This is a genomic window from Streptomyces sp. HP-A2021, assembly GCF_022807935.1.
Taxonomy (GTDB): Bacteria; Actinomycetota; Actinomycetes; order Streptomycetales; family Streptomycetaceae; genus Streptomyces; species Streptomyces afghaniensis.
On sequence record NZ_CP094344.1, the window covers coordinates 2026179 to 2048476 of the forward strand.

A 22298-nucleotide genomic window follows, 5' to 3' on the forward strand; every position below is an offset into this window, starting at 1 on the left:
GCCCATGAGCAGCGGCTTCAGCAGCCCGGAGGGCTACGGCTCGGATCCCTTCGGAGAATTCCTCGCACGCTTCTTCGGCGGACCGCGTCCCGGTCCCCGGCAGATCGACATCGGCCGGCTGCTCAGCCAGCCGGCCAGGGAGCTCGTCCGCGGCGCCGCCCAGTACGCCGCCGAGCACGGCAGCCGGGATCTCGACACGGAACACCTCTTGCGGGCGGCGCTCGCCACCGAACCCACCCGGACCCTGCTCACCAAGGCCGGCGCGAACCCCGACTCGCTCGCGTCGCAGATCGACGAGCGGTCGGGACCGGCCCAGCACACCCCGGACGACGCACCGCCGCCGACCGCGCTCTCCCTCACCCCGGCCGCCAAGCGCGCCCTGCTGGACGCGCACGACATGGCCCGGGCCCGCGGCTACGGCTACATCGGACCGGAGCACGTGCTCAGCGCCCTGGCCTCGAACCCCGACTCGGCCGCCGGGCACATCCTGAACGCGGCCCGCTTCGCCCCCTCGGAACCCCCCGAGGCGCCCGAGGCCCCGCAGGCCGAACGGCCGCGTCCGACGAACACGCCGACCCTCGACAAGTACGGCCGCGACCTCACCGAGCTGGCCCGGCAGGGCCGTATCGACCCGGTGATCGGCCGGGACCAGGAGATCGAGCAGACCGTCGAGGTCCTCTCCCGCCGCGGCAAGAACAACCCGGTGCTGATCGGTGACGCGGGCGTCGGCAAGACCGCCATCGTGGAGGGACTGGCGCAGCGCATCTCCGAGGGGGACGTGCCCGACGTGCTGACCGGGCGCCGCGTGGTCGCCCTGGATCTGACGGGCGTGGTCGCGGGCACCCGCTACCGGGGTGACTTCGAGGAGCGGATGAACAACATCGTCGGCGAGATCCGCGCCCACTCCGACCAGTTGATCATCTTCATCGACGAGCTGCACACGGTCGTGGGCGCCGGTGCCGGTGGCGGCGACGGCAGTTCCATGGACGCCGGCAACATCCTCAAGCCGGCCCTCGCCCGTGGCGAGCTGCACATCGTGGGGGCGACCACGCTGGAGGAGTACCGCCGGATCGAGAAGGACGCGGCGCTGGCCCGCCGCTTCCAGCCGATCATGGTGCCGGAACCGACCGCGGCCGACGCGATCGAGATCCTGCGCGGTCTCCAGGACCGCTACGAGGCCCACCACCAGGTCCGCTACACCGACGAGGCCCTGGTCGCCGCCGTGGAGCTGTCCGACCGCTACCTCACCGACCGCCGGCTGCCGGACAAGGCGATCGACCTGATCGACCAGGCAGGTGCCCGGGTCCGGCTGCGCGCCCGCACCAAGGGAACCGACGTACGGGCCATGGAGCGGGAGCTGGAGCAGCTGACCCGGGACAAGGACCAGGCGGTCGCGGACGAGAGCTACGAGCAGGCCACCCAGCTGCGCGACCGGATCGTGGAGCTGAAGCTGCGGATCGCGCAGGCCGGTGGCGACGGCGAGATCGACGAGGGCCAGGACCTGGTCGTCGGGGCCGAGGCGATCGCCGAGGTGGTGTCCCGGCAGACCGGCATCCCGGTCAGCAGCCTCACCCAGGAGGAGAAGGACCGCCTGCTGCACCTGGAGGAACATCTGCACGAGCGGGTGGTCGGCCAGGACGAGGCCGTGCGGGTCGTCTCGGACGCGGTGCTGCGCTCCCGCGCCGGCCTGGCCAGCCCCGACCGGCCGATCGGCAGCTTCCTGTTCCTCGGCCCGACCGGCGTCGGCAAGACCGAGCTGGCCCGGGCGCTCGCCGAGGCCCTGTTCGGCAGCGAGGACCGCATGGTCCGCCTCGACATGAGCGAGTACCAGGAGCGGCACACGGTCAGCCGCCTGGTCGGCGCCCCGCCCGGCTACGTCGGCCACGAGGAGGCCGGCCAGCTCACGGAGGTCGTCCGCCGGCACCCGTACTCGCTGCTTCTGCTGGACGAGGTGGAGAAGGCCCACCCGGACGTCTTCAACATCCTGCTCCAGGTCCTCGACGACGGCCGCCTCACCGACTCCCAGGGCCGCACGGTCGACTTCACCAACACCGTCATCGTGATGACCAGCAACCTCGGCTCCGAGGCGATCACCCGCCGGGGCGGCTCCGTGGGCTTCGCGTCGGGCGGCGCGGACGCGGACGAGGAGGCCCGGCGCGAGCAGATCCTGCGCCCCCTGCGCGAGCACTTCCGCCCCGAGTTCCTCAACCGCATCGACGAGATCGTCGTCTTCCGCCAGCTCAGCACGGAACAGCTGCGCCGGATCACCAACCTCCTGCTGGACCGCACCAGGTCCCTCGTGCAGAGCAAGGGCATCTCGGTGACCTTCACCGACCGAGCGGTGGAATGGCTGGCCGAGCACGGCTACCAGCCGGAGTACGGCGCCCGCCCGTTGCGCCGCACGATCCAGCGCGAGGTCGAGAACGAGCTGTCACGACTGTTGCTGGACAGCAGGGTCGAGGAGGGCGGCCAGGTGACGGTGGATGTGGAGGACGGTCGCTTGAGTTTCCGGACGCAGGCGAGTGCAACGCCCTGAAGGGGCGCGGGGAACTGCGCGACCAGCCCCCACGCACCGTCAGACGGGACTCAACGCACAGGCCGCACCACCATCGCCGACCCACCACCCCGTCGCACAGTCTCTGCCGCGGCGAGCCACTTACCACCAGGCAACCGCTGAACCCCCGTAGCCGCACCGATCTCCGGGTTCAGCTTGAAGGAGTGCCCGATCGCCTCCAGCTGCTTCCGCAACCCGGCGTTGTCGTACAGCCCCGGTTCCAGCTCGGTCTGCGCAGCATTGCGCTGACTGGCCCGGGGCGCGGCGATCGCGTCCACCAGCGGCAACCCCCGGTCGAGGAACCCGACCAGCGTCTGCAGAACGGTCGTGATGATGGTCGCGCCACCGGGCGACCCGAGCGCCACCACGGGCCTGTCGTGCCGGTCGAGGACGATCGTCGGCGAGATCGACGACCGCGGCCGCTTCCCCGGCCCCGGCAGGTTCGGGTCGTGCACGGCGGGATTCGCGGGGGTGAAGGAGAAGTCCGTCAGCTCGTTGTTGAGGAGGAACCCCCGCCCCGGCACGGTGATCCCGCTGCCACCCGTCTGCTCGATGGTGAGCGTGTAGGCGACGACGTTCCCCCACTTGTCGGCCACCGTCAGATGCGTCGTACTGTCGCCCTCGTACGTCGTCGGAGCGGCCGTACCGCCGGAGGCACACCGCTCGGGATCGCGCGGATCACCCGGCGCCAGCGGACTCTTCAGTACCGCGTCGTCCTTGATCAGACACTCGCGTGAGTCGGCGAACCGCTGCGACAGCAGTTCCCTGGTCGGTACGTCCTCGAAGGCCGGGTCGCCCACCCAGCGGCCCCGGTCCGCGAAGGCGATCCGACTGGCCTCGATGTAGCGGTGCAGGTACTGCGCCTGGCTCGCCTTCGACAGGTCGGTCCGCTCCAGGATGTTGAGCGCCTCGCCGACGGTCGTACCCCCGGAGGAGGACGGCGCCATGGAGTAGACGCCGAGGCCGCGGTACGAGGACCTGGTGGGTGTCTGGGGCTTGGCGCGGTAGGCGGCCAGGTCCCTCTCGGAGAGGTCGCCGGGGCGGGCGTTCCAGCCCGAGGCGGGGTCCACGGGCGGCTTGTTGACCGTGTCGACGATGTCCCGGCCGATGTCACCGCGGTAGAGGGCGCCGACGCCCTTGCGGGCCAGTTCCGCGTAGGTGCGGGCGAGGTCGGGGTTCTTGAAGGTGGAGCCGACGACGGGGAGCCGTCCGCCGGGCAGGAACAGTTCGGCGGTGTCCGGGAAGTAGCGGAAGCGGGTCTCGTTGGACGCCGTCTGCGAGCGGAAGGTCTCGTCGACGGTGAAGCCGTCACGGGCGAGGCGCTCGGCCGGCTTCAGGACGCTCGCGAGCGGCTTGCTGCCCCACTTGTCCAGTGCCGTCTGCCAGGTGGCGGGCGTGCCCGGGGTGCCGACGCTCAGGCCGCTGCTGACGGCCTGGGCGAAGGGGACGGGCTTGCCGTTCTCGACGAACAGGTTCTTGTCGGCGGTCAGCGGGGCTCTCTCGCGGCCGTCGATGGTGCGGACCGTGCGGGACTTGGCGTCGTAGTAGACGAAGTAGCCGCCTCCGCCGACCCCGGCCGAGTAGGGCTCGGTGACACCGAGCGCGGCGGCCGTGGCGACGGCCGCGTCGACGGCGTTGCCGCCCTTGCGCAGGACCTCGATCCCGGCGGCGGAGGCGTCCCGGTCGACGCTGGAGACGGCACCGCCGTAGCCGACGGCCAGGGGCGTTTTCTCACCGCCGGTGCGCTGCGCGGTGGGTGGCGCCGCCGCTCCCACCGACACCACCACGGCGGCCGAAACCGCCAGGACCGTCAGATTCCGTGCCACAGGGCGACGCATCCGCACCTCCAGTCAAAGGCCGTCCGCGCAGCTTAATTCATCGCCATGGCCGCGTCAGGAAGGCGTCGAACACCGGTGCGTCGGGGCCCGCTACCATGCGCGCCCATGAATGACGACGTGCGCAACATCGTCCTGGGCGTGGTCGCGGCGGGCATCAGCGCCGCGCTCGGCTGGGTGACCCGCACCTACTTGTGGAGGCGCAAGCTCCGCCGGAAGCAGGCCTTCTTCGGACTGCCCGACAACTCGGAATCGCTGCTGGTGGTGAACCGGGGTGCCGGGGGTCCCGAGTTCGCCGTGATGCGCTACGACGTGTTCGCGCTGCTCGAACTCGCGGCGCTGATCAAGGACTGCAACGCCCACGCCCAGATCCTTCCGCACGACACGGCACGTCAGGGGTTCGGTGAGCGCACCGAGTTCTGCGTGGGCGGCCCGGCGTCCAATCGCCGGATGGCGGCGCACCTGTCCTCCCTGCTGCCCGGTGTGCGGGTCAACGTCGACGCCGAACCGAGCCCGGACCGGGGCTCGTTCCTGGTCGGCTCCGAGCGCTACCGCGTGGAGAACGGCAAGGAGGAGTACGCGCTGCTCGCCCGGCTCACGGCGGAGCGGAGCCAGCACACCCGTCCCGTCTTCCTGTTCTGCGGCCAGACGTCGATCACCAACCAGGCCACCACCCGCTATCTCGCCCGCCATCACGAGCGCCTGTCCCGCAAGTACGGCAACAACTCGTTCGTGCTGCTGCTGAAGGTGATCAACTCGCAGGCGTACGGGCCGGACGTCGTCGAAATGGTGGCGGACGTGACGCGCGCGGCCCAGGCCCCGCTGCCCGCCGCGGCGACGGCGGCTCCACGGGGAAACCACCGGGCCTCCTGAAGTTCTCCACTACTCAACAATCGTTACTGCCACGTAACTTACCGACGGGTTACCACTGGTAAGGGGGCAAGGTTACCGTCTGGTCACTTTGCCACTGACACGAGTGAGGAGTGACCCGTGGGACACCACCGCAAGGCCCTGCGCACCACCGCCGTAGGCGCCGTCTCGGCGACCCTGGTCGCCGGCACCGCCCTCGGACTCGCCCCCACCGCACAGGCGGCGCCGAACCCGGTCCGGTTCGTCGACATCGCGGGCGACGGCGGCACCGTCCTCAAGGCCAACGTCGTCACCCCGGCCGGCGCCGACGGCACCCGCCGCTACCCGCTGCTCGTCATGCCCACGAGCTGGGGCCTGCCCCAGGTCGAGTACCTGGCCCAGGCTCAGAAGCTCGCCGACTCCGGGTACGTCGTCGTCACCTACAACGTGCGCGGCTTCTGGCAGTCGGGCGGCGAGATAGAAGTCGCGGGCCCACCCGACGTGGCCGACGCCTCGAAGGTCATCGACTGGGCGCTCGCCCACACCCCCTCGGACGCCGGGCACGTCGGCATGGCGGGCGTCTCCTACGGCGCCGGCATCAGCCTGATCACCGCTGCCCACGACAAGCGCGTCAAGGCCGTCGCCTCGCTGAGCGGCTGGGCCGACCTGATCGACTCGATCTACTCCGGGCGCACCCAGCACGTCCAGGCGGCCGCCCTGCTGGACGGCGCGAGCGTGGTGACGGGCCGGCAGAGCGCCGAACTCCGGCAGACCTTCGACGACTTCTACGCCTCCAACCTGGCGAAGGAACCGGAGCTCGTCGCCTGGGGGAAGAAACGTTCCGCCGCGACCTACGTCGACCAGATCAACAAGAACGGCGCGGCGATCATGCTCGCCAACGCCTGGGGCGACACGGTCTTCCCGCCCAACCAGTACGCCGACTTCTACGAGAAGCTGACCGGCCCCAAGCGGCTGGAGATGCGGCCCGGGGACCACGCCACCGCCGAGCTGACCGGCCTGTTCGGGCTGCCCAACGACGTGTGGCAGGACACCGAGCGCTGGTTCGACCACTACCTGCGGGGCGAGGACAACGGCATCGACCGGGAGCAGCCCGTCCAGCTCAAGTCCCGCTCCGCGGGCGGCTACGAGGGCTACCCCGACTGGAAGTCGGCCGGCGCGACACACCGGAAGCTCGCCCTCGCGGGCACGACCACGATCCGTACCAACGTGAACTCGGGGGCCGACGGCGGAGTCGTCTTCCTGTCCAGCATCCTCGACCAGGTGGCCCAGCTGCCCCCGATGGCCTCGATCCCCCTGATCCCCCGCCGCTGGGCCGCCGTATGGCAGTCGGAGAAGTACGCCACGGCCCAACGGGTGCGCGGAACGGCGAAGTTGCACACGACCCTCACCCCGACCAAGGAGAGCGGCACCCTCGTCGCCTACCTGTACGACGTGGGGCCGCTCGGCCTCGGCAAGCTGGTCACCAACGCGCCGTACACCTTCCACGGGCGCACCCCCGGAAAGCCGTTCGGCGTCGACCTGGAGCTGTACTCCACGGCCTACGACGTCCCGGCCGGGCATCGCCTCGCCCTGGTCGTCGACACGGTCGACCCGCTCTACATCGAGCACAACCCGTCCGGCGCGCAGCTGACCTTCTCCTCGCCGGCGAACGACCCGTCGTACGTGTCGGTTCCGCTGCGCGAGCAGTGATCTCCGGCTGCCGCCGGACGAGCCTGGCCGATGTGAACCGCCGCCCCCGTGGCCGACAGGGCCGTGGGGGCCGCACCCGGTGGGAATGGCCCGCGGACCGGGCGGGCGGTCTGCTCATCCCGGGCGGGATCGGCGGAATTCGGCGAAGTCCCCCTCTCCGACAGGGATGAAGGGCACATCGTAGTCGAGGTCCGATGCGATGAGCCGTCCGGTGCCTGCCCGTTCAGTGCTTGAGGATCTTGGAGAGGAAGTCCTTGGCGCGGTCGCTGGTGGGGTTGGTGAAGAACTCGTCGGGGGTGCGGTCCTCGACGATCCGGCCGTCGGCCATGAAGACGACGCGGTTGGCGGCCGAGCGGGCGAAGCCCATCTCGTGCGTGACGACGATCATGGTCATGCCTTCGCGGGCCAGCTGCTTCATGACCTCCAGCACCTCGTTGATCATCTCCGGGTCGAGGGCGGAGGTCGGCTCGTCGAAGAGCATCGCCTTGGGTTCCATGGCCAGTGCTCGGGCGATGGCCACGCGCTGCTGCTGGCCGCCGGAGAGCTGCGCCGGGTACTTGTCCGCCTGGTCGGCGACGCCGACCCGGTCGAGCAGTTCACGGGAGCGCTTGTCGGCGTCCTCCTTCTTGCGCCCGCGTACCTTGACCTGCCCCAGGGAGAGGTTCTGGAGGACGGTCTTGTGGGCGAAGAGGTTGAACGCCTGGAAGACCATCCCGACATCGGCGCGCAGCCGCGCGAGGGGCTTGCCCTCCTCCGGCAGCGGCTGCCCGTCGAGGATGATCGTCCCGGACTCGATGGTCTCCAGGCGGTTGATCGCCCGGCACAGTGTCGACTTTCCCGACCCGGAGGGGCCGATGACCACGACCACCTCCCCCCTGCCGACGGTGAGGTTGATGTCCTGGAGGACATGCAGCTCCCCGAAGTGCTTGTTGACGTCACGCAGCTCGATCAGCGGATCGACGGCCATGCTCAGCCCTACTCACTCTCAGCTGTGTGGTGGTTGCCGCAACGTATCCAGGCAAGATCGGACTTGTCGGGCGACACGCACTTTTCGATCATTAGCCGTATTTACGGCGAACTTTGGGCCAATGGTTGCGGCCATGGGGCTCACGACTCCGCGACTTCCGCGTACAGCTGGGACAGCTCGGGCACTCCGTTCGCGGCCCACTCGTGACCGGAGTCCACGACGTCGAACTCCCGGCCGGAGGCGAGCCGCACGACGGGCTGCCCGTCGTGCCGGATCTCCCAGGCGGCTCCCGGGACGGTGCGCACGATGACGGTGCCCAGGTAGAGCCCGGCGTCGTTGCCGAGCCACGTCAGGGTCTCCTCGTCGTCCCGCCAGAGCGGCACGAGCTGGTCCAGTGCCTCCAGCGAGACCGCCGAGTCGTCCAGCCGGACACCCGCCCGGGACGCCTGGGAACGGAGCAGTTCACACTCGGCGAGGAGTTCCGCGATGCCTGCCGGATCGGGCACCCCGAGCTTCCGGCGCCGGTTGCCCAGGAAAGGGATGTTCATACGTCCAGCGTGTCATTCGTACCACCGTACGCACCACAGGCGCGCGGGCTCGTCGGTTCCTGACGAGTTCACGCCGAGTTCGCGCACGGCTCGTTGACGGGTCCCTGAAGTCTCCCTAGTTTCACCAGGCGTCGTGCGTCTCGGCTTTCGTCGTGTCTTCTGTTCCGTCCCTGCGTTTCGTCTTGGTTCGTCGTGTGTCGATGAGCGGGAGGAGTCGGCCGTGCGCCGATGTGTCCGGGGGATCCTGGTCGTCCTGGCCCTGTGCGTGTCCCTGATGCCGGCGGTCTCGGCGCGGGCCGTCGAGGAGCGGCGGGCCGCGCCGGTGCCGCTTGAGCGGCTGTTCGACAACATCGCCGTCAGCGACGACGGCCGGCCCGCGCGGGCCGACTTCGACGGTGCCGGAGCCTCCCTGTCCGCGCGGGACCTCACGGCCGCGGGCTGGACGCCCGGCCGCGGCCTCACCGTCCAGGGGGCCCGGCTGACCTGGCCGCGGCGGCAGCCCGGCGAGCCGGACAACGTCCTCGCCGCCGGCCAGGACGTGCGGGTCACGGGGCGCGGCGACGCCCTCGCCTTCCTGGTGGCGGGCACCGCCGGTACCGAGACGGGCGGCCCGGGCGAGATCACGTATGCGAACGGCACGCGCTCCGGGTACCGGCTGACCGCGCCCGACTGGCGTACCGGGCCGCTCGCCACGAAGGCGGTGGCCCTGCCGCACATCAACACGCCCGGCGGTCAACTCGCCGAGCGGGCCCGCCTGTACGTCGTGACGGTGCCGCTGGTCCCGGGGCGCCCGGTCGCCTCGGTCCGGCTGCCGCGCGCGGCCGGGCTGCACGTCTTCGCGGTGTCGGTACGGACCGCGACGCGGGGCTGGACGGGCAGCTGGACGACGTCGGCCGGGGGCTACGGCGCGGTGGGGCCCTGGACGGACCGGACGCTGCGGCTGGTCGTGCACACGTCGGCGGGCGGGCCCCGGGTGCGGGTGCGGTTCGACAACACTTTCGCGGCGGCGCCGGTCCGCATCGGCAGCGCGACGGTCGCCGTGCGGGCGTCGGGCGCGGCGGCACGCGGGACGCCGGTGCCGCTGTCCTTCGGCGGTGCGCGGGGCGTGGAGATCCCGGCCGGGGCCCAGGCGTACAGCGACCCGTTGGGCTTCGCCGTCCCGGCGGACGCCGACCTGCTGGTGAGCTTCCATCTGCCCGGCACGGTGGCGTCGGCGCCCGTGCACCGGCTCGCGCAGCAGCGGTCGTACGTCAGCGGACCGGGCGACCACGCGGCGGACGCCTCCGGCGGCCCGTACACCTCGGTGATCACCAGCTGGCCGCTGCTCGCCGGGGTCGACGTGAGCGGCGGGCCCGGATCCGTGGTGCTGCTCGGGGACTCGATCACCGACGGCGACAAGTCCACGGCGGACGCGAACCGGCGGTGGCCGGACGTGCTGGCCGGCCGACTGCTGACGCAGAGCGAGGTACCTCGCTACGGAGTGCTGAACCAGGGCATCTCGGGCAACCGTGTGGTCACCGACCGGTATCCCGGCGACGGGGTGTCCACGGACGCGGCCGGGGTGAGCGCCCTGCACCGGTTCGACCGGGACGTCCTCGCCCAGCCGTCGGCGCGGACGGCGGTCGTCTTCGAGGGCATCAACGACATGCGCTGGGGCACCTCTGCGGAGCAGGTGATCGCCGGGCTGCGGGAGCTGGCGGCTCGCGGGCACACCCGGGGCATCAGGATGCTCGCGGCGACGATCCTGCCGTGCGAGGGCGAGGCGCGCTGCACGGCCGCCGTCGACGCCGAGCGGGTCGCGGTGAACGAGTGGATCCGGGACGGCGGGGTCTTCGACGGCGTGCTCGACTTCGACGCGGTGGTCCGGGACCCGGGGCGGCCGCCCCGGATCCTGCCCGCGTACGACAGCGGGGACCATCTGCATCCGGGCGACGCGGGGCTGGCGGCCCTGGCGGAGTCGGTCGACCTGCGGCTGCTCTAGTCGACCTGCGGCTGCTCTAGAGGATGTCCGCGAAGGCCTTACACATCGAGGTCCACCACGACCGGCGCGTGGTCCGACGCGCCCTTGCCCTTGCGCTCCTCGCGGTCCACGTACGCGTCCTTGACCGCCTTCGTGAACGGCGCGTTCGCGTACACCAGGTCGATGCGCATGCCGCGGTTCTTCGGGAAGCAGAGCTGGCGGTAGTCCCAGTACGTGAACGGGTGCTCGTACTTCAGGGGCCGCGGGACCACGTCGGACAGGCCCGCCTCGCGCAGGGAGGCGAGGGCGGCACGCTCGGCCGGGGTGACGTGGGTGGAGCCCTCGAAGGCGGCGCGGTCGAAGACGTCGTCGTCCGTCGGCGCCACGTTGTAGTCGCCCATCACCGCGAAGGGGCGGCTGCCGGAGGCGTCACCGGCGACGGCGGCCTTGAGGGCCTCGAACCACTGGAGCTTGTAGGCGTAGTGGGGGTGGTCCACCTCACGGCCGTTCGGCACGTAGACCGACCAGACGCGGAGCGGGCCGCACGTCGCCGAGATGGCGCGGGGCTCCACCGAGCCGTCGAAGCCGGGGTCGCCGGGCAGGCCCTTGACGACGTCCTCGATGCCGACGCGGGACAGCACCGCCACGCCGTTCCACCGGCCGGTCGCGTGGACCGCCGACTCGTAGCCCAGCTCGCGCAGCTGCTCCGCCGGGAACTGGTCCTCGGCGACCTTGGCCTCCTGGAGGCACAGCACGTCCGTGCCGCTGCTCTCCAGCCAGGCCAGGAGCCTCGGCAGGCGGGCGGTGATCGAGTTCACGTTCCAGGTCGCGATGCGCATGTCCCACAACCTACCCGGCGGGTCTGACAACGCGGCCCGGTCCCCTGGGGCCTCAGACCTCGGGCCTCAGACCTCGGCGGAGTCCCCCGGTGCCAGCCGCAGGTGCTCCGAACCGCCGAGCTGCCCGATCTGGCGGTCGTAGATCGGCCGGGCCAGGTCGGTGAGCAGGGCGTCGTGGATGTCGTAGGCGCGCTGCGGCTTCACCTCGCGGACGTAGTCGATGACCTCCGAGATCTTGCTCCAGGGGGCCATCACCGGGAGCATCAGCGTCTCCACCCGGTGGCCGGGGACGGTGAGGGCGTCGCCGGGGTGGAAGACCTTGCCGCCGTCGACGAGGAAGCCGACGTTGGTGATCCGCGGGATGTCCGGGTGGATCACCGCGTGGAGCTCGCCGTGGACCTGGACCTCGAAGCCGGCGGCGGTGAAGGTGTCACCGTGGCCGACGGTGTGCACGCGGCCGGGGAACGCCGAGGAGATCTTCTCGGCGACGGACTTCAGGGTCCAGATCCGCGCGGCCGGGTTGTTCTCCATCGCGGCGCGCAGCCGGAACTCGTCGAAGTGGTCGGGGTGCTCGTGGGTGACGAGGATCGCGTCCGCGCCGAGCGCGGCGTCCTCCTCGCTGAACCCGCCGGGGTCGAGGACGAGGGTGCGGCCGTCCTTCTCGAGGCGGACGCAGGCGTGCGACTTCTTCGTGAGCTTCATGATTCCATCCTGCCTCCGCGCTCCCCGGCGGGCTCACTCACTCCTGGGGCGTGGTCTCCTCGCGGATGACCTGCTGGGCGACCTTGAACGCGCTGTTCGCGGCGGGGACGCCGCAGTAGACGGCCGCCTGGAGCAGCACCTCCTTGATCTCGCCCGGGGTGAGGCCGTTGCGCAGGGCGGCGCGGGTGTGGAAGGCCAGCTCGTCCAGGTGGCCGCCGGCGACCAGGGCGGTGAGGGTGACGCAGCTGCGGGTGCGCCGGTCGAGGCCGGGGCGGTCCCAGATCTCGCCCCAGGCGTAGCGGGTGATGAACTCCTGGAAGTCCCCGGAGAACTCGTCGGCCTGTGCCAGCGCCCGGTCGACGTGCGCGTCGCCCAGCACCTCACGGCGGACCTTGAGCCCGGCGTCGTAGGGGTCGGGCCGCCCCTGGGGCTGCGGCGGCGCGACCGGGGCGATCTCGGCTACGGGGCCGGTCTGGAGGGGCTGTGCCGGGGCGGCGGACAGGACCGGCTTCACGGCGGCCGCGGGCAGGGCGGTCTGCCCGGTGGAGGTCTCGAAGGCGGGCTGCCAGGCGGTGGAGAAGTGCCTCACCAGCAGGTCGGTGACGGCCGCGGGCTGCTCCACCGGCACCAGGTGGGAGGCGCCGGGGACGACGGCGAGGCGGGCGTCCGGGATGCCGGCGACCAGGGTGCGGGCCTCGGCGGGGCCGGTGACCTGGTCGTCCGATCCGACGAGGACCAGCGTCGGCACGCCGACCCGCCCGAGCTCGGCCCGCACGTCGAACGAGGCGAGCGCCTCGCAGGCGGCGATGTAGCAGCCGGGGTCGGTGGTGCGCACCATCTGCACGGCCCACTCGGTGATCGCGGGCTGCGCGGCGGCGAACCCGCCGGTGAACCAGCGGTCGGGCGCGGTACGGGCGATGGGGTCGAGGCCGTTCGTGCGGACTATCACGCCTCTCTGCCGGAACTCGTCGGCCGTGCCGAAGCGCGGCGAGGCGGCGATCAGCGCGAGGGATGCGAGCCGCTCGGGGTGGCGCAGGGCCAGCTCGATGCCGACCGCGCCGCCGAGGGCACAGCCCGCGTAGCCGAAGCGCTGCACGCCGAGCCCTTCGAGGGTGGCCAGCAGCCGGGTGGTGAGGTCGGTGACCGAGCCCGCCGGGTACGCGGGCGCGCCGCCGTGCCCCGGCAGGTCGAACCGGAAGACGCGCCACTGCTTGATCAGCTCGGGGACCTGGCGGTCCCACATGTGCCAGGTGGTGCCCAGTGAGGGACCGAGGATCAGGACGGGGGCCTCTTCCGGCCCGTCAAAGCGGTATTGCAGGGTTTCGACGTTCTTCTGACTCACCCGATCACGCTCCCACATCACACACGCTCCGCGGGAGCGGGGGCGGAGACACTCGCCAGACCTCCCCATCCGCCCCCGGACGAGGATCCTCCACGTCCGGCTTCACACACCAGCGTTTCGTGGTGACGAAGTCAGTGGTCCGGCCGGTATCGGTAGACGGAGACGTGAGAACGCGACTCGGCGGTGAATTCGGCGCCGGTCCAGTCCGCGTGCCTGCTCTCCAGCTCGAATCCGGCCAGCTGTGCCATCAGGTCGAGTTCGGCCGGCCAGATGTAGCGGTGCGGGCTGCGGGACAGCTGGGCCCGTCTTGTCTCGTCGAATCGGAAGTGGTGCGAGACGACGTGCTGGTTCAGAACGTCGTAGGTGTCCAGTCCGATGTAACCGGCCTCGGAGTTCCAGACCACGGCCGCCTGCCCCGGTGGCAGCTTGCGCAGCTCCGGTACCCAGAGCTCGATCACGAACCGGCCGCCGGACGTGAGGTGGCGGGCGGCGTTGCGGAAGCATTCGACCTGCTCGGCCTGGGTGAGGAGGTTGGAGATGGTGTTGTAGACGAGGTAGACCAGCGTGTACTCCCCCGGGGCCGTGGAGGTCGTCATGTCACCGATGACCACGGGGATCGTCGCTTCGTCTGCCTTGGTGCGCAGTCGGTCGACCATCGGCCACGACAACTCGATGCCGGCGACCGGTACTCCCCGCTCGGCGAGCGGGACGGCCACCCGGCCGGTGCCGACAGCGAACTCGAGCGCCGCTCCGTCGCCCGCGATTTCCGCGAGGCGGTCCACGGTCGGCCCGAGGACCTCGGGCGCGAACATGCCCGTACCCGGGCTGTCATAGCGACGGGCGGCATCGGCGTCCCAGAGATTCTCCTGCTCCATACCGCCAGCCTTCGCCGTCGGCCCGAGCGATGTCCACCGATTATCGGCTTGCCGGAGCCTTCTCGCCCGGTTTCGGCTTCACCGTGCCACGGTTGCGAGGACGTCGTGGCCCAGCCGCTGGATGACGTCCGTGGCGAGCCGGTGCCGCACCAGTTTGCCGTCTCGGGTGGAGCGAACCAGGCCCGCTTCGCGCAGGGTGCGCAGGGCACGGGAGACCTGTGGCTCGCTGGAGCCGAGGCGGGCGGCGAGCTCCGAGGTGGTGATGGGCTCGCCCAGCAGATGGCGGCACAGCTCCATCCGGGCGGGCGAGGTCAGCGCCATCAACCGGTGGTGCAGATCCCGCAGGGTCAGCTGTCCGGCCGGGGCATTTCCACGCGCCGCGTACTGCACCACCACGCACGACGGGAGCTCGTTCTTGACCGTCAGGTGCGGCCACACCCGCGCGGACGGGACGAGGACGAGGGGGCGCGGGGACACCTTCACTTCGTCGATCTGCAGCTTGTCCAGGCGTATCCGTTGCCCCGGCCCGACCCGGGCCGCGGTCGGCAGCAGCTCCGCGAGTACATCCGCGGGCGAGCGGAGGGAGACGGGAGTCCCCCCGGCCGAAGGCTGGGGGAGGATCGTCAGCCGGCGACGTACCTCCCGCGCGTGGTCCTCCAGGGGCGGCCGCAGGGAGCGCCAGTCCTCGGCGAAGAACGCGCTGTCGGCGGTCCGCAGCACCGCCAGCAGCCGGTCCCGCAGCTCCAGCGGGGCCGCCACCAACTGTCGCGCCAGCTCACCCCGGGCATAGGAGCGGCGCAGGCAGCGGCGTGCGTAGTCCTCCGCCGCGGCGGTACCGGCGCGCAGCTCACGGGCCGGCGGAACGGGCTGCGCGTTGGTGCCGAGGACCCCGGGCGCCACCAGCTCGACGAAGTCCTCGACCGGCAGCGCCGCGATGGCCGCCAGCTCCTCGTCCAGGCTCGACGCGAGCGGCAACGTACGCGGAAAGAACAGGCGGCAGCGGTAGCGGGCCCACAGAGGAGCGAACACGGACAACTCGTCGCGCAGCTCGGGTCCCGCCGCGGCGGCCCGGGCCGTCCAGCCGGCGGCCTCCGGGTGGTGCTCGGGCTCGGCGAGCACGTGCAGGCTCGCCATCAGTTCCGACAGCGCGGAGGGCCCGACCGTGAGGTCCGCGGGGCCGAGCTCTCCGAGGTCGAGGACGATGCTCACGCCGTCAGCGTACGGCCGGCGCTCACCGCACGGGTGCGCCCGGGCCGAGCGGGATGCCCAGCAGGTACCAGGCGAAGAACAGCGACACCCAGACCATCAGCATGATCATGGCGAGCGGCAGGGTGAAGGAGACCAGGGTGCCGATGCCGGCCTCGCGGCGGAGGGTCTGGAGGTAGCCGACACAGAGCATGAACGAGGTGCTCATCGGGGTGATGGAGTTCGTGCAGGAGTCGGCGATGCGGTAGAGCGCCATGGTGGTGGCCGGATTGGTGCCGAGCAGCATCAGCATCGGCACCAGTGCCGGGGCGACCAGGGTCCACAGGGCGGAGCCCGAGGTGATGAGGAGGTTTATCAGCGCGACCACGACGATCAACAGGCTGAACAGCACCAGTGTGGGCGCGCCCAACCGCTGGAGGAGATCGGCGCCTTCGACCGCGACGACCGTGGCGATGTTGGTCCACTTGAACAGGGCGAGGAACTGCGACACGGCGAAGAACAGCACCAGCAGCGGTGCGATGGAGCGCACGCCCTCCGCCATGAACTCCGGTATCGCGCGGCTCCCGCTGATCCGCCCGGTGAGCCGCCCGTACACGGCACCGATGAGCAGGAAGAAGACGGTGAGGAAGACGGCGATGGCGTTCATGAAGGTCGACTCCACGATCGCGCCCCCCTCACCGCGCAGGGGCGACGAGGTGGGCAGCATCGCGAGCACGATCAGCGTGGCGTAGCCGAGCACGGCCAGCCCGGTCAGCTTCAGGGCCCGCAGCTCGGTGGCGTCGTCGACACCGGCGGCAGCCACCCGCCCTGCCGCGGCGGCTTCCAGGTCCGCGTCGGGGGTCAGGTGGTGCTCGCGCCTGGCGAGGATCTTGTCCACGACCAGGGCGATGGTGCCGGCCAGCACGAACGCCGAGACGGTGGTGAAGTACATGTTGTCCGTCGCGCGGACCACCACGCCCTTGTCGACGAGCTGGGCGGCCTCGGTGGCCACGGAGGCGAACAGCGCGTCACCGGGGGCGATCAGCGGGTTGGCGTCGCCCGCGGCGTTGATGGACACGAACGCGACGATCATGCCGAGCATGGGAGAGCGGCCCACGGCGCGGAAGGCCACCGCCCCGAGCGGGATGAGGACGACGTACGCGGAGTCGGACAGGAACTTCCCCAGCACGCCGCCCAGAGCCACGCCCAGGACGACCGTGCGCGGGGACAGGCCCGACAGCATGCGGCGGGCCAGTGCTTCGAAGAGTCCCGACCGCTCGGCGACCGCGACACCCAGCATCACCATCAGCACGGTGCCGAGCGGTCCGAAGGTGACGAAGGACTCCTCGGCGCCGGCGATCAGGTCCCGTACGGCGTCCGCCGACAGGGCGCTGCGTACGCCCACCGGATCACCCGAGGAGGGGTCCTCGACCTGCAGGCCGGAGGTGTTCAGCGCCCAGCTGACGAGGGCGACGATCCCGCACAGGATCCAGAACAGCCAGAACGGATGGGGCAGTGCGTTGCCCGCGCGCTCGACCAGGTCGAGGAGCCGGGAGCCACGGCCCCCCTCGTCGGGCTCGGTGGCCTGCACATCCTCGGCGCGGCTGTCGGGTGTGCTCATGGCGGTCTCCAGTGAGGATGGGGAGAGGGCGGGGAGAGGGCGGGGAAACGAAGGCGTGGCGCGGCTGCGCCGCGAGCGGTGCGAAATGAGCCCCAGAGCCGCGCGGGGTCACGTTCCGTCGCGATGGCACGCGGGGCGCTCTCGGGTTGCGCCGACAGTAGGTCCCGTGTCCGGCCCCGTCACCGTCCTGCGGAACAGTTGACCTGATGACGTCAAGTGATCGCCATGATCTGGGCCATTGCTTAGCGTCACGGGAGTGACCTCGTACGACACCTCCCGCGCCCCCCGGCCCGAACCCCTCCAGGGCGGTGCCTTGTGGCGCCGTACCCTGCGCATCCCGATGCGGGACGGCGTCCGTCTCGCCGCCGACCTGTACTCCGCCTCAGCCGAGCCGGAGGCGACCGCGCTTCCCGTGCTCCTCGAGCGCACCCCGTACGGGCGGCGCGCGCAGCGCGGTTCGGACCAGGACCGCAGCGACGCGCCGGTCCCGCGGCCCGAGGACATCGCCCGGCATTTCACCGACGCCCGCTACCACGTCGTACGGCAGGACTGCCGGGGACGCGGCGACTCCGAGGGGACGTTCGTGAAGTACCTCGGCGAAGGCCCGGACGGGGCGGACACGATCGCCTGGCTCAGGGACCAGCCGTGGTGTGACGGCAGGGTCGTGATGACGGGGGTGTCCTACTCCGCCCACGTCCAGGCAGCCGCGGCCGCCGAAGGGACGACGGGGCTGGCCGCCATGTTCCAGGACTCGGGCGGTTTCTCCTCCGCGTACGACGCCGGGATGCGGATGGGCGGCGCCTTCGAGCTGAAGCAGGTGACCTGGGCACTGCGGCACGCGGTGCACAGCCCGGAGGCCGGGGCGGATCCGGTCCTGGCCGAGGAACTGCGGCGCGTGGACCTGACGGGCTGGTTCGGCGCCATGCCGTGGCGGCGGGGCTGCACGCCGCTGCGGCACCTGTCGGCGTACGAGGACTTCCTGCTGGAGCAGTGGCGGCAGGACGCCTTCGGGGACTACTACCGCAACCCGGCGATATACGGGCGAGGTTTCTACGAGCGCTTCCCGGACGCGCCGAGCCTGCACATGGGCAGCTGGTACGACCCGTACGTCCGCTCCACCATCGAGAACTTCACCGCCCTGCGCGCACTGAAGTCGGCACCGTCCTACCTGGTGATGGGACCGTGGACGCACGGGCACCACTGCGAGACGTACGCCGGAGACGTGGACTTCGGTCCGCGGGCGACCCTGGACGGCAACCTCGCCCCGTCGTACCTGGAGTTCCGCCGCCGCTGGTTCGACCGGGCGCTGGGCCGGGAGGGAGATCCGGGGAGCCGAGACCTCCCCGCCGTCCAGTACTTCCTGATGGGCGGCGGCGACGGCCGACGTGATGCGGCAGGGCGGATGCGGCACGGCGGCGCATGGCGCACCGACACCCGGTGGCCGCCGGCGTCGACGGCGCCCGTCGCCTTGTACCTCACCACCGACGGCGCCCTCACCACCGCCCCGCCCACCGTGGCCACGGCGGCGGTGGCCTACGACTTCGACCCGCGCCGCCCGGTCCCCACCATGGGGGGCCAAGTCACCTCGGGCGAACCGGTGATGACGGGCGGGGCGTACGACCAGAACGCCCCGGACGCCCGGGTCTACGGGGCGCGCGAGCCGTACCTGCCGCTGGACTCCCGCCCGGACGTGATCAGCCTGAGCACCCCGCCACTCCAGCGGGACGTCGTGCTGGCCGGCCCGGTGTCGGCAAGGCTCCACATCTCGACGACGGCCCCGGACACCGACTTCACCATCAAGCTGATCGACGTCCATCCGCCCAACGCCGACTACCCGCACGGCTTCGCCATGAATCTCACCGACGGCATCGTCCGCTGCCGCTTCCACCGCTCCTACGAGCGACCGGAGTTGCTCATTCCGGGCGAGGTCTACGAGATCGAGGTCACCGCCCCGGACACGGCGAACCGCTTCGCCGCAGGCCACCGCATCCGGCTCGACGTCTCCTCCAGCAACTTCCCCCGCTTCGACGTCAACACCAACACCGGCGAACCGGAGGCAGCAGCCCGCCGCACCGCCGTGGCCACGAACACGGTGCACATGGATGCGGGGCGCCCTTCCCACCTGCGACTGTGGCTGGAAGGAGGCGCGGACGCACTCGCGTAGCCGGACAGCCGCGCAGCGGAGCGTTGTCAGTGGTGGGTGGCAGCATCGGGAACATGACGGACACCACGGCATTCGACTGGCGGTCCTTCCTGCTCAGGTGGAGCGGGGAGTGGGCGGATTCCCTGCCGGACGGCGAGACGCGGAGTGCGGACGACGAGGCCGCGTGGCGGGCGCGCTGGCTCGGGTTCCCGGCCGCGCCGGAGGAGCGGATCGCAGCCATGGAAGAGCGCCTCGGCCGACGGATGCCCCCGTCGTACCGGGAGTTCCTCGAGGTCAGCGACGGGTGGCGGCACGCGGGCGGATTCGTGTGGCTGCTGGCGGGGACCGAGGACGCGCACTGGCACGACAACGAGTCGGGACTCGCCGACATGTTCGAGGAGTACCTGGACGAGGACGCCGACCCGGAGGAGCGACGGGAGGCGGACATCTGGCGGCGCGGGCTGCAGCTCGACGTCGAGTCCGACGCCACCCACGTCCTCCTGGATCCCGAGGACGTGGACGAGGACGGTGAGTGGGCTGTCTACACGTGGGCGAGCTGGCTCGCCGAGCCACCCCAGCGCCACGCGAATTTCCTCGAGTTCATGCAGGACAGGTACCGGGAGTTCCACAGCCTGCGCGCACAAGGCAGTGACGAGGAGCCGGTGTTCGTCAACGACACGACACAAGAGCTGGACTCCATGGTGGAGGAGGCCCGGCTGGAGGCGCTGCGCGGCGGCTGGGAACGGGCCGGGGAGGTCCTGGACGAGGCCAAGGAGTACGGCAGACCACGGGCCGCCGGGCTGGGCGACCAGATACGCCGCCTGCTCGGAGAGACCTACATGGTGTACTTCGACGGGCTGGTCACGGACCCGCAGTACGCTGCCGAGCTGCTGCCACCGCTGGTCGCCGAGCACGCGGCGCACTCGTACCGGGACGACTCCACGCTGACGTTCCATCTGCGGGGCGCCGACGACGGGCTGGTGTCGCTGGCTTACGCGACGCTGGATCAGGTGCGGAACGGCACGTACCGGTACACGGCGGCCGGACCGTTCGGGGAAGCGGTCGAGCGGGCGCGGGAGCTCGCTCGGTGGGGAGACACCGACGGGGCATGGCGGACGCTGAGGGACGCTCTGCCGCTGTGGGAGCCGCTGGGACCTGATCACCTGGCGCCGCTGGGATGGGTGGCCGACCCCGTACTCGGGCCGCTGCTGACCCCGGAGCGGGGTCGCGAGCTGCTGTCCACGCCACGAGGCGGGCAGACCGGCGAGGTCCCGGGGCCGACGGCCGGGCTCGACCCGGGTGACCTGGCGTGGCTCGCGGAGCCGGACCCCGGCAACAACCGCACGTCCTACCGGTTCGTCCTGGTGGAGGGGGTGGAGCCGGAGGAGTTGCCCGGACGCCTCGCGGACGGGGACGGCACCGTGCTGAACGAACCCATGACCTTCTGGGAGACGCGCCGCAGATCGCTGCACGAGCGGCGGGAGTTCTCGTCCTACGACGACAGGGCTCTCATGGCGGTCGGCCGGGCCGGCACCGGCTGGAGCTTCGCTTTCGACGGCGATCCCGCCCCGTTCGACCAGCGGCGCTTCGTCTCCCCGGCCGCCGCCGCCAGTGAGGGCACGCGCGCGGTGGTGGTGTGGAGCGGGCTCAGGAAGAGTCACGGGGAGCGGTTCTTCCACCTTTCGGTGGCGCGAGACGGTGCCGAGCAGTACGCCTTCACGTACGCGGACGGAGAGGTCCGGTCAAGCGGGGAGATACCGCGGCCGCTGGATCCGAGCCGGTTCTTCGGTGACCTGGCGGACGGCGTAGGGACGGAACGGTCGCTGCTGGAAGCGGTGGCCGGGGAGTTCGGTGCCCATCTGCCGCGTCACGCGATCGTGAACGGGCGGCTGCACACGTTCGCCACCCGTTCCTGGACGCGGCCGCCCAGGGATGGAGAGACGTACATGGTGATCCGCATACACCATGAAGGCTCATGAGGAAGTGGTGGGCGACAGCCGACCTCGTTCGGAGCGGGGCCGGCCGGCCGGGCGGCACAGCCGGTTGCCCTCACCCATCCGGCTCCGCCGGTCAGCCGGCCCCGGGGTCTTGCTTTCCGCGCCCGGTGAGCATGTCGCGCAGGCGGTCGACCATGCCTGTGCCGGGCGCGAGGAGTTTGTTCGCGGGCGGGGTGTCCGGCGCGGACGGGTGCGGACGGGTCGGAGCATGCTCCTTGGCCGATCGGGCCTTCTCACCGAGCTCCTCCAGGGCGGCGGCGGAGCAGACGTCGGCCAGCATCGGGAAGAGCCGGTTCTCCTCGTCGTTGACATGCGCCGTGACGGAGTTCTTCAGCCGCAGGATCAGCGTGTCGAAACGCCCGTCCCCGGGTCGGCAGTCTTCGAGCTCCTTGAGCATGCGCTCGACTTCGCTGTGGTCGGCGATCTCCTTGTCGGCGAGGTCGTCTCCCCCGTCGACGTACCGGCGCACCGTCGGGTACAGGTACTCCTCCTCGGCCACCGAGTGCCGGATCAGCTCCATGGTGAGCCGGTCCGCCAGTTCACGCCGCCGCTCATCGGCCTCGGGCAGTGCTTCGATCTGCGAGAAGAGGTCCTCCACCTCGCGGTGATCCGCGGTCAGTTCCTGGATGACGTTGCCGCCGTGTCCCATGGGTTCTCCACTCCTTGTCGTCCCGAGGCCGGGTGTCCACCGGCTCACCGCCCAGCACGGATACCTGCCACGCCCGCACCCACAACCTCACGCCGGTCCAGCACTTCACTCCGGTGGCCGACAGAATCCGGCCGCGGCCGCTCGGGTTGCCTCCCATGACCGGCGTGCAGGTCCGTGTGACAGACGACGCTTATGGCGGCCTTCGACGGGAACACGGAGTCGTGCCCAAAAGGGCAACGAATGGAAGGAGTTGTCGTGTCGTTCCTGTGGGCGATCATCGCTGGGCTCGTCATCGGCCTGCTGGCCAAGCTCGTCCTCCCCGGACGTCAACCCATCCCCCTGTGGCTGACGGTCCTCATGGGCATCGTCGGCGCCGTCGCCGGCAACGCGCTCGCCACCGCATTCGGTGTGCGCGACACCGGCGGCATCGACTGGATCCGCCACGTCTTCCAGATCGGCATCGCCGCCGTCCTCATCGGATTCGTCACCCCGCTGTGGGCCCGACGACACGCCTGACACCGC

At 71.1% G+C, this 22298-nt stretch carries 17 protein-coding genes; 7 read left to right on the forward strand and 10 right to left on the reverse strand.

Going from position 1 to position 22298, the window contains the following annotated elements; all coding sequences use genetic code 11:
- Nucleotides 1-4 precede the first annotated feature (4 nt).
- Nucleotides 5-2536 (forward strand): ATP-dependent Clp protease ATP-binding subunit, encoded by a 2532-nt coding sequence (locus tag MQE23_RS09390; RefSeq protein ID WP_020277074.1) that lies wholly within the window; start codon nt 5-7, stop codon nt 2534-2536.
- A 50-nt stretch (nt 2537-2586) separates the two neighbouring features.
- Here the strand turns inward: MQE23_RS09390 and ggt are convergent, their stop codons facing one another.
- The gene (gene ggt / locus MQE23_RS09395) at nt 2587-4392 is read right to left on the reverse strand and encodes a gamma-glutamyltransferase (protein WP_243378852.1); all 1806 of its coding nucleotides are present in this window, start codon (nt 4390-4392) and stop codon (nt 2587-2589) included.
- A gap of 105 nt (nt 4393-4497) precedes the next feature.
- On the opposite strand from ggt, the gene MQE23_RS09400 reads away from it, so the two are divergent.
- A complete protein-coding gene (locus MQE23_RS09400; protein ID WP_020277076.1) occupies nt 4498-5262 on the forward strand; it encodes a hypothetical protein in 765 nt (254 codons plus the stop codon).
- 117 nt (nt 5263-5379) lie between these two features.
- Nucleotides 5380-6948, forward strand: coding sequence for a CocE/NonD family hydrolase (locus MQE23_RS09405; protein ID WP_243378853.1), 1569 nt, complete (start codon nt 5380-5382; stop codon nt 6946-6948).
- Between the two features lie 223 nt (nt 6949-7171).
- On the opposite strand, the gene MQE23_RS09410 is transcribed toward MQE23_RS09405, so the two are convergent.
- Together MQE23_RS09410 and MQE23_RS09415 are read right to left on the reverse strand one after the other, a co-directional pair.
- Nucleotides 7172-7915 (reverse strand): amino acid ABC transporter ATP-binding protein, encoded by a 744-nt coding sequence (locus tag MQE23_RS09410; RefSeq protein ID WP_020277079.1) that lies wholly within the window; start codon nt 7913-7915, stop codon nt 7172-7174.
- Between the two features lie 140 nt (nt 7916-8055).
- Nucleotides 8056-8463 carry a DUF6278 family protein gene (locus MQE23_RS09415; protein WP_020277080.1) on the reverse strand — a complete coding sequence of 136 codons (408 nt, stop codon included), beginning with the start codon at nt 8461-8463 and terminating at the stop codon, nt 8056-8058.
- A 274-nt stretch (nt 8464-8737) separates the two neighbouring features.
- Here MQE23_RS09415 and MQE23_RS09420 point away from each other — a divergent pair, with 274 nt between their 5' ends.
- On the forward strand, nt 8738-10444 hold the full coding sequence (locus MQE23_RS09420) for an SGNH/GDSL hydrolase family protein (RefSeq protein WP_243382553.1): 1707 nt from the start codon (nt 8738-8740) through the stop codon (nt 10442-10444).
- A gap of 38 nt (nt 10445-10482) precedes the next feature.
- On the opposite strand, the gene MQE23_RS09425 is transcribed toward MQE23_RS09420, so the two are convergent.
- The 6 genes from MQE23_RS09425 to MQE23_RS09450 form a co-directional block, all read right to left on the reverse strand.
- Entirely contained in the window at nt 10483-11262 is a 780-nt protein-coding gene (locus MQE23_RS09425; RefSeq protein ID WP_020277082.1) for an exodeoxyribonuclease III, read from the reverse strand.
- Nucleotides 11263-11328: 66 nt separating this feature from the next.
- The gene (locus tag MQE23_RS09430) at nt 11329-11964 is read right to left on the reverse strand and encodes an MBL fold metallo-hydrolase (RefSeq protein WP_243378854.1); all 636 of its coding nucleotides are present in this window, start codon (nt 11962-11964) and stop codon (nt 11329-11331) included.
- 37 nt (nt 11965-12001) lie between these two features.
- Entirely contained in the window at nt 12002-13306 is a 1305-nt protein-coding gene (gene pcaC, locus MQE23_RS09435) for a 4-carboxymuconolactone decarboxylase (protein ID WP_243378855.1), read from the reverse strand.
- Nucleotides 13307-13437: 131 nt separating this feature from the next.
- Nucleotides 13438-14181, reverse strand: a complete 744-nt coding sequence (locus MQE23_RS09440; RefSeq protein ID WP_243378856.1) for a class I SAM-dependent methyltransferase — start codon at nt 14179-14181, stop codon at nt 13438-13440.
- 78 nt (nt 14182-14259) lie between these two features.
- Nucleotides 14260-15390 (reverse strand): DUF5937 family protein, encoded by a 1131-nt coding sequence (locus MQE23_RS09445; protein WP_243378857.1) that lies wholly within the window; start codon nt 15388-15390, stop codon nt 14260-14262.
- 22 nt (nt 15391-15412) lie between these two features.
- Entirely contained in the window at nt 15413-16987 is a 1575-nt protein-coding gene (locus MQE23_RS09450; RefSeq protein ID WP_243378858.1) for an AbgT family transporter, read from the reverse strand.
- Nucleotides 16988-17243: 256 nt separating this feature from the next.
- Here MQE23_RS09450 and MQE23_RS09455 point away from each other — a divergent pair, with 256 nt between their 5' ends.
- Both MQE23_RS09455 and MQE23_RS09460 read left to right on the forward strand, forming a co-directional pair.
- Nucleotides 17244-19151: a CocE/NonD family hydrolase gene (locus MQE23_RS09455; protein ID WP_243378859.1), complete on the forward strand. Its 1908-nt coding sequence runs from the start codon at nt 17244-17246 to the stop codon at nt 19149-19151.
- A 53-nt stretch (nt 19152-19204) separates the two neighbouring features.
- Nucleotides 19205-21109, forward strand: a complete 1905-nt coding sequence (locus MQE23_RS09460; protein WP_243378860.1) for an SMI1/KNR4 family protein — start codon at nt 19205-19207, stop codon at nt 21107-21109.
- A gap of 91 nt (nt 21110-21200) precedes the next feature.
- Here the strand turns inward: MQE23_RS09460 and MQE23_RS09465 are convergent, their stop codons facing one another.
- On the reverse strand, nt 21201-21776 hold the full coding sequence (locus MQE23_RS09465; RefSeq protein WP_243378861.1) for a hemerythrin domain-containing protein: 576 nt from the start codon (nt 21774-21776) through the stop codon (nt 21201-21203).
- Between the two features lie 255 nt (nt 21777-22031).
- On the opposite strand from MQE23_RS09465, the gene MQE23_RS09470 reads away from it, so the two are divergent.
- Nucleotides 22032-22292: a GlsB/YeaQ/YmgE family stress response membrane protein gene (locus tag MQE23_RS09470; RefSeq protein ID WP_037667305.1), complete on the forward strand. Its 261-nt coding sequence runs from the start codon at nt 22032-22034 to the stop codon at nt 22290-22292.
- The last annotated feature ends 6 nt before the right edge of the window (nt 22293-22298 follow it).

Excerpts from the sequence above, each read along its gene's own strand:
- MQE23_RS09390 (WP_020277074.1), top strand. The coding sequence starts at position 5 with ATGAGCAGCGGCTTCAGCAGCCCGGAGGGCTACGGCTCGGATCCCTTC.
- ggt (WP_243378852.1), bottom strand. The coding sequence starts at position 4,392 with ATGCGTCGCCCTGTGGCACGGAATCTGACGGTCCTGGCGGTTTCGGCC.
- MQE23_RS09400 (WP_020277076.1), top strand. The coding sequence starts at position 4,498 with ATGAATGACGACGTGCGCAACATCGTCCTGGGCGTGGTCGCGGCGGGC.
- MQE23_RS09410 (WP_020277079.1), bottom strand. The coding sequence starts at position 7,915 with ATGGCCGTCGATCCGCTGATCGAGCTGCGTGACGTCAACAAGCACTTC.
- MQE23_RS09415 (WP_020277080.1), bottom strand. The coding sequence starts at position 8,463 with ATGAACATCCCTTTCCTGGGCAACCGGCGCCGGAAGCTCGGGGTGCCC.
- MQE23_RS09420 (WP_243382553.1), top strand. The coding sequence starts at position 8,738 with ATGCCGGCGGTCTCGGCGCGGGCCGTCGAGGAGCGGCGGGCCGCGCCG.
- MQE23_RS09425 (WP_020277082.1), bottom strand. The coding sequence starts at position 11,262 with ATGCGCATCGCGACCTGGAACGTGAACTCGATCACCGCCCGCCTGCCG.
- MQE23_RS09430 (WP_243378854.1), bottom strand. The coding sequence starts at position 11,964 with ATGAAGCTCACGAAGAAGTCGCACGCCTGCGTCCGCCTCGAGAAGGAC.
- MQE23_RS09440 (WP_243378856.1), bottom strand. The coding sequence starts at position 14,181 with ATGGAGCAGGAGAATCTCTGGGACGCCGATGCCGCCCGTCGCTATGAC.
- MQE23_RS09450 (WP_243378858.1), bottom strand. The coding sequence starts at position 16,987 with ATGAGCACACCCGACAGCCGCGCCGAGGATGTGCAGGCCACCGAGCCC.
- MQE23_RS09460 (WP_243378860.1), top strand. The coding sequence starts at position 19,205 with ATGACGGACACCACGGCATTCGACTGGCGGTCCTTCCTGCTCAGGTGG.
- MQE23_RS09465 (WP_243378861.1), bottom strand. The coding sequence starts at position 21,776 with ATGGGACACGGCGGCAACGTCATCCAGGAACTGACCGCGGATCACCGC.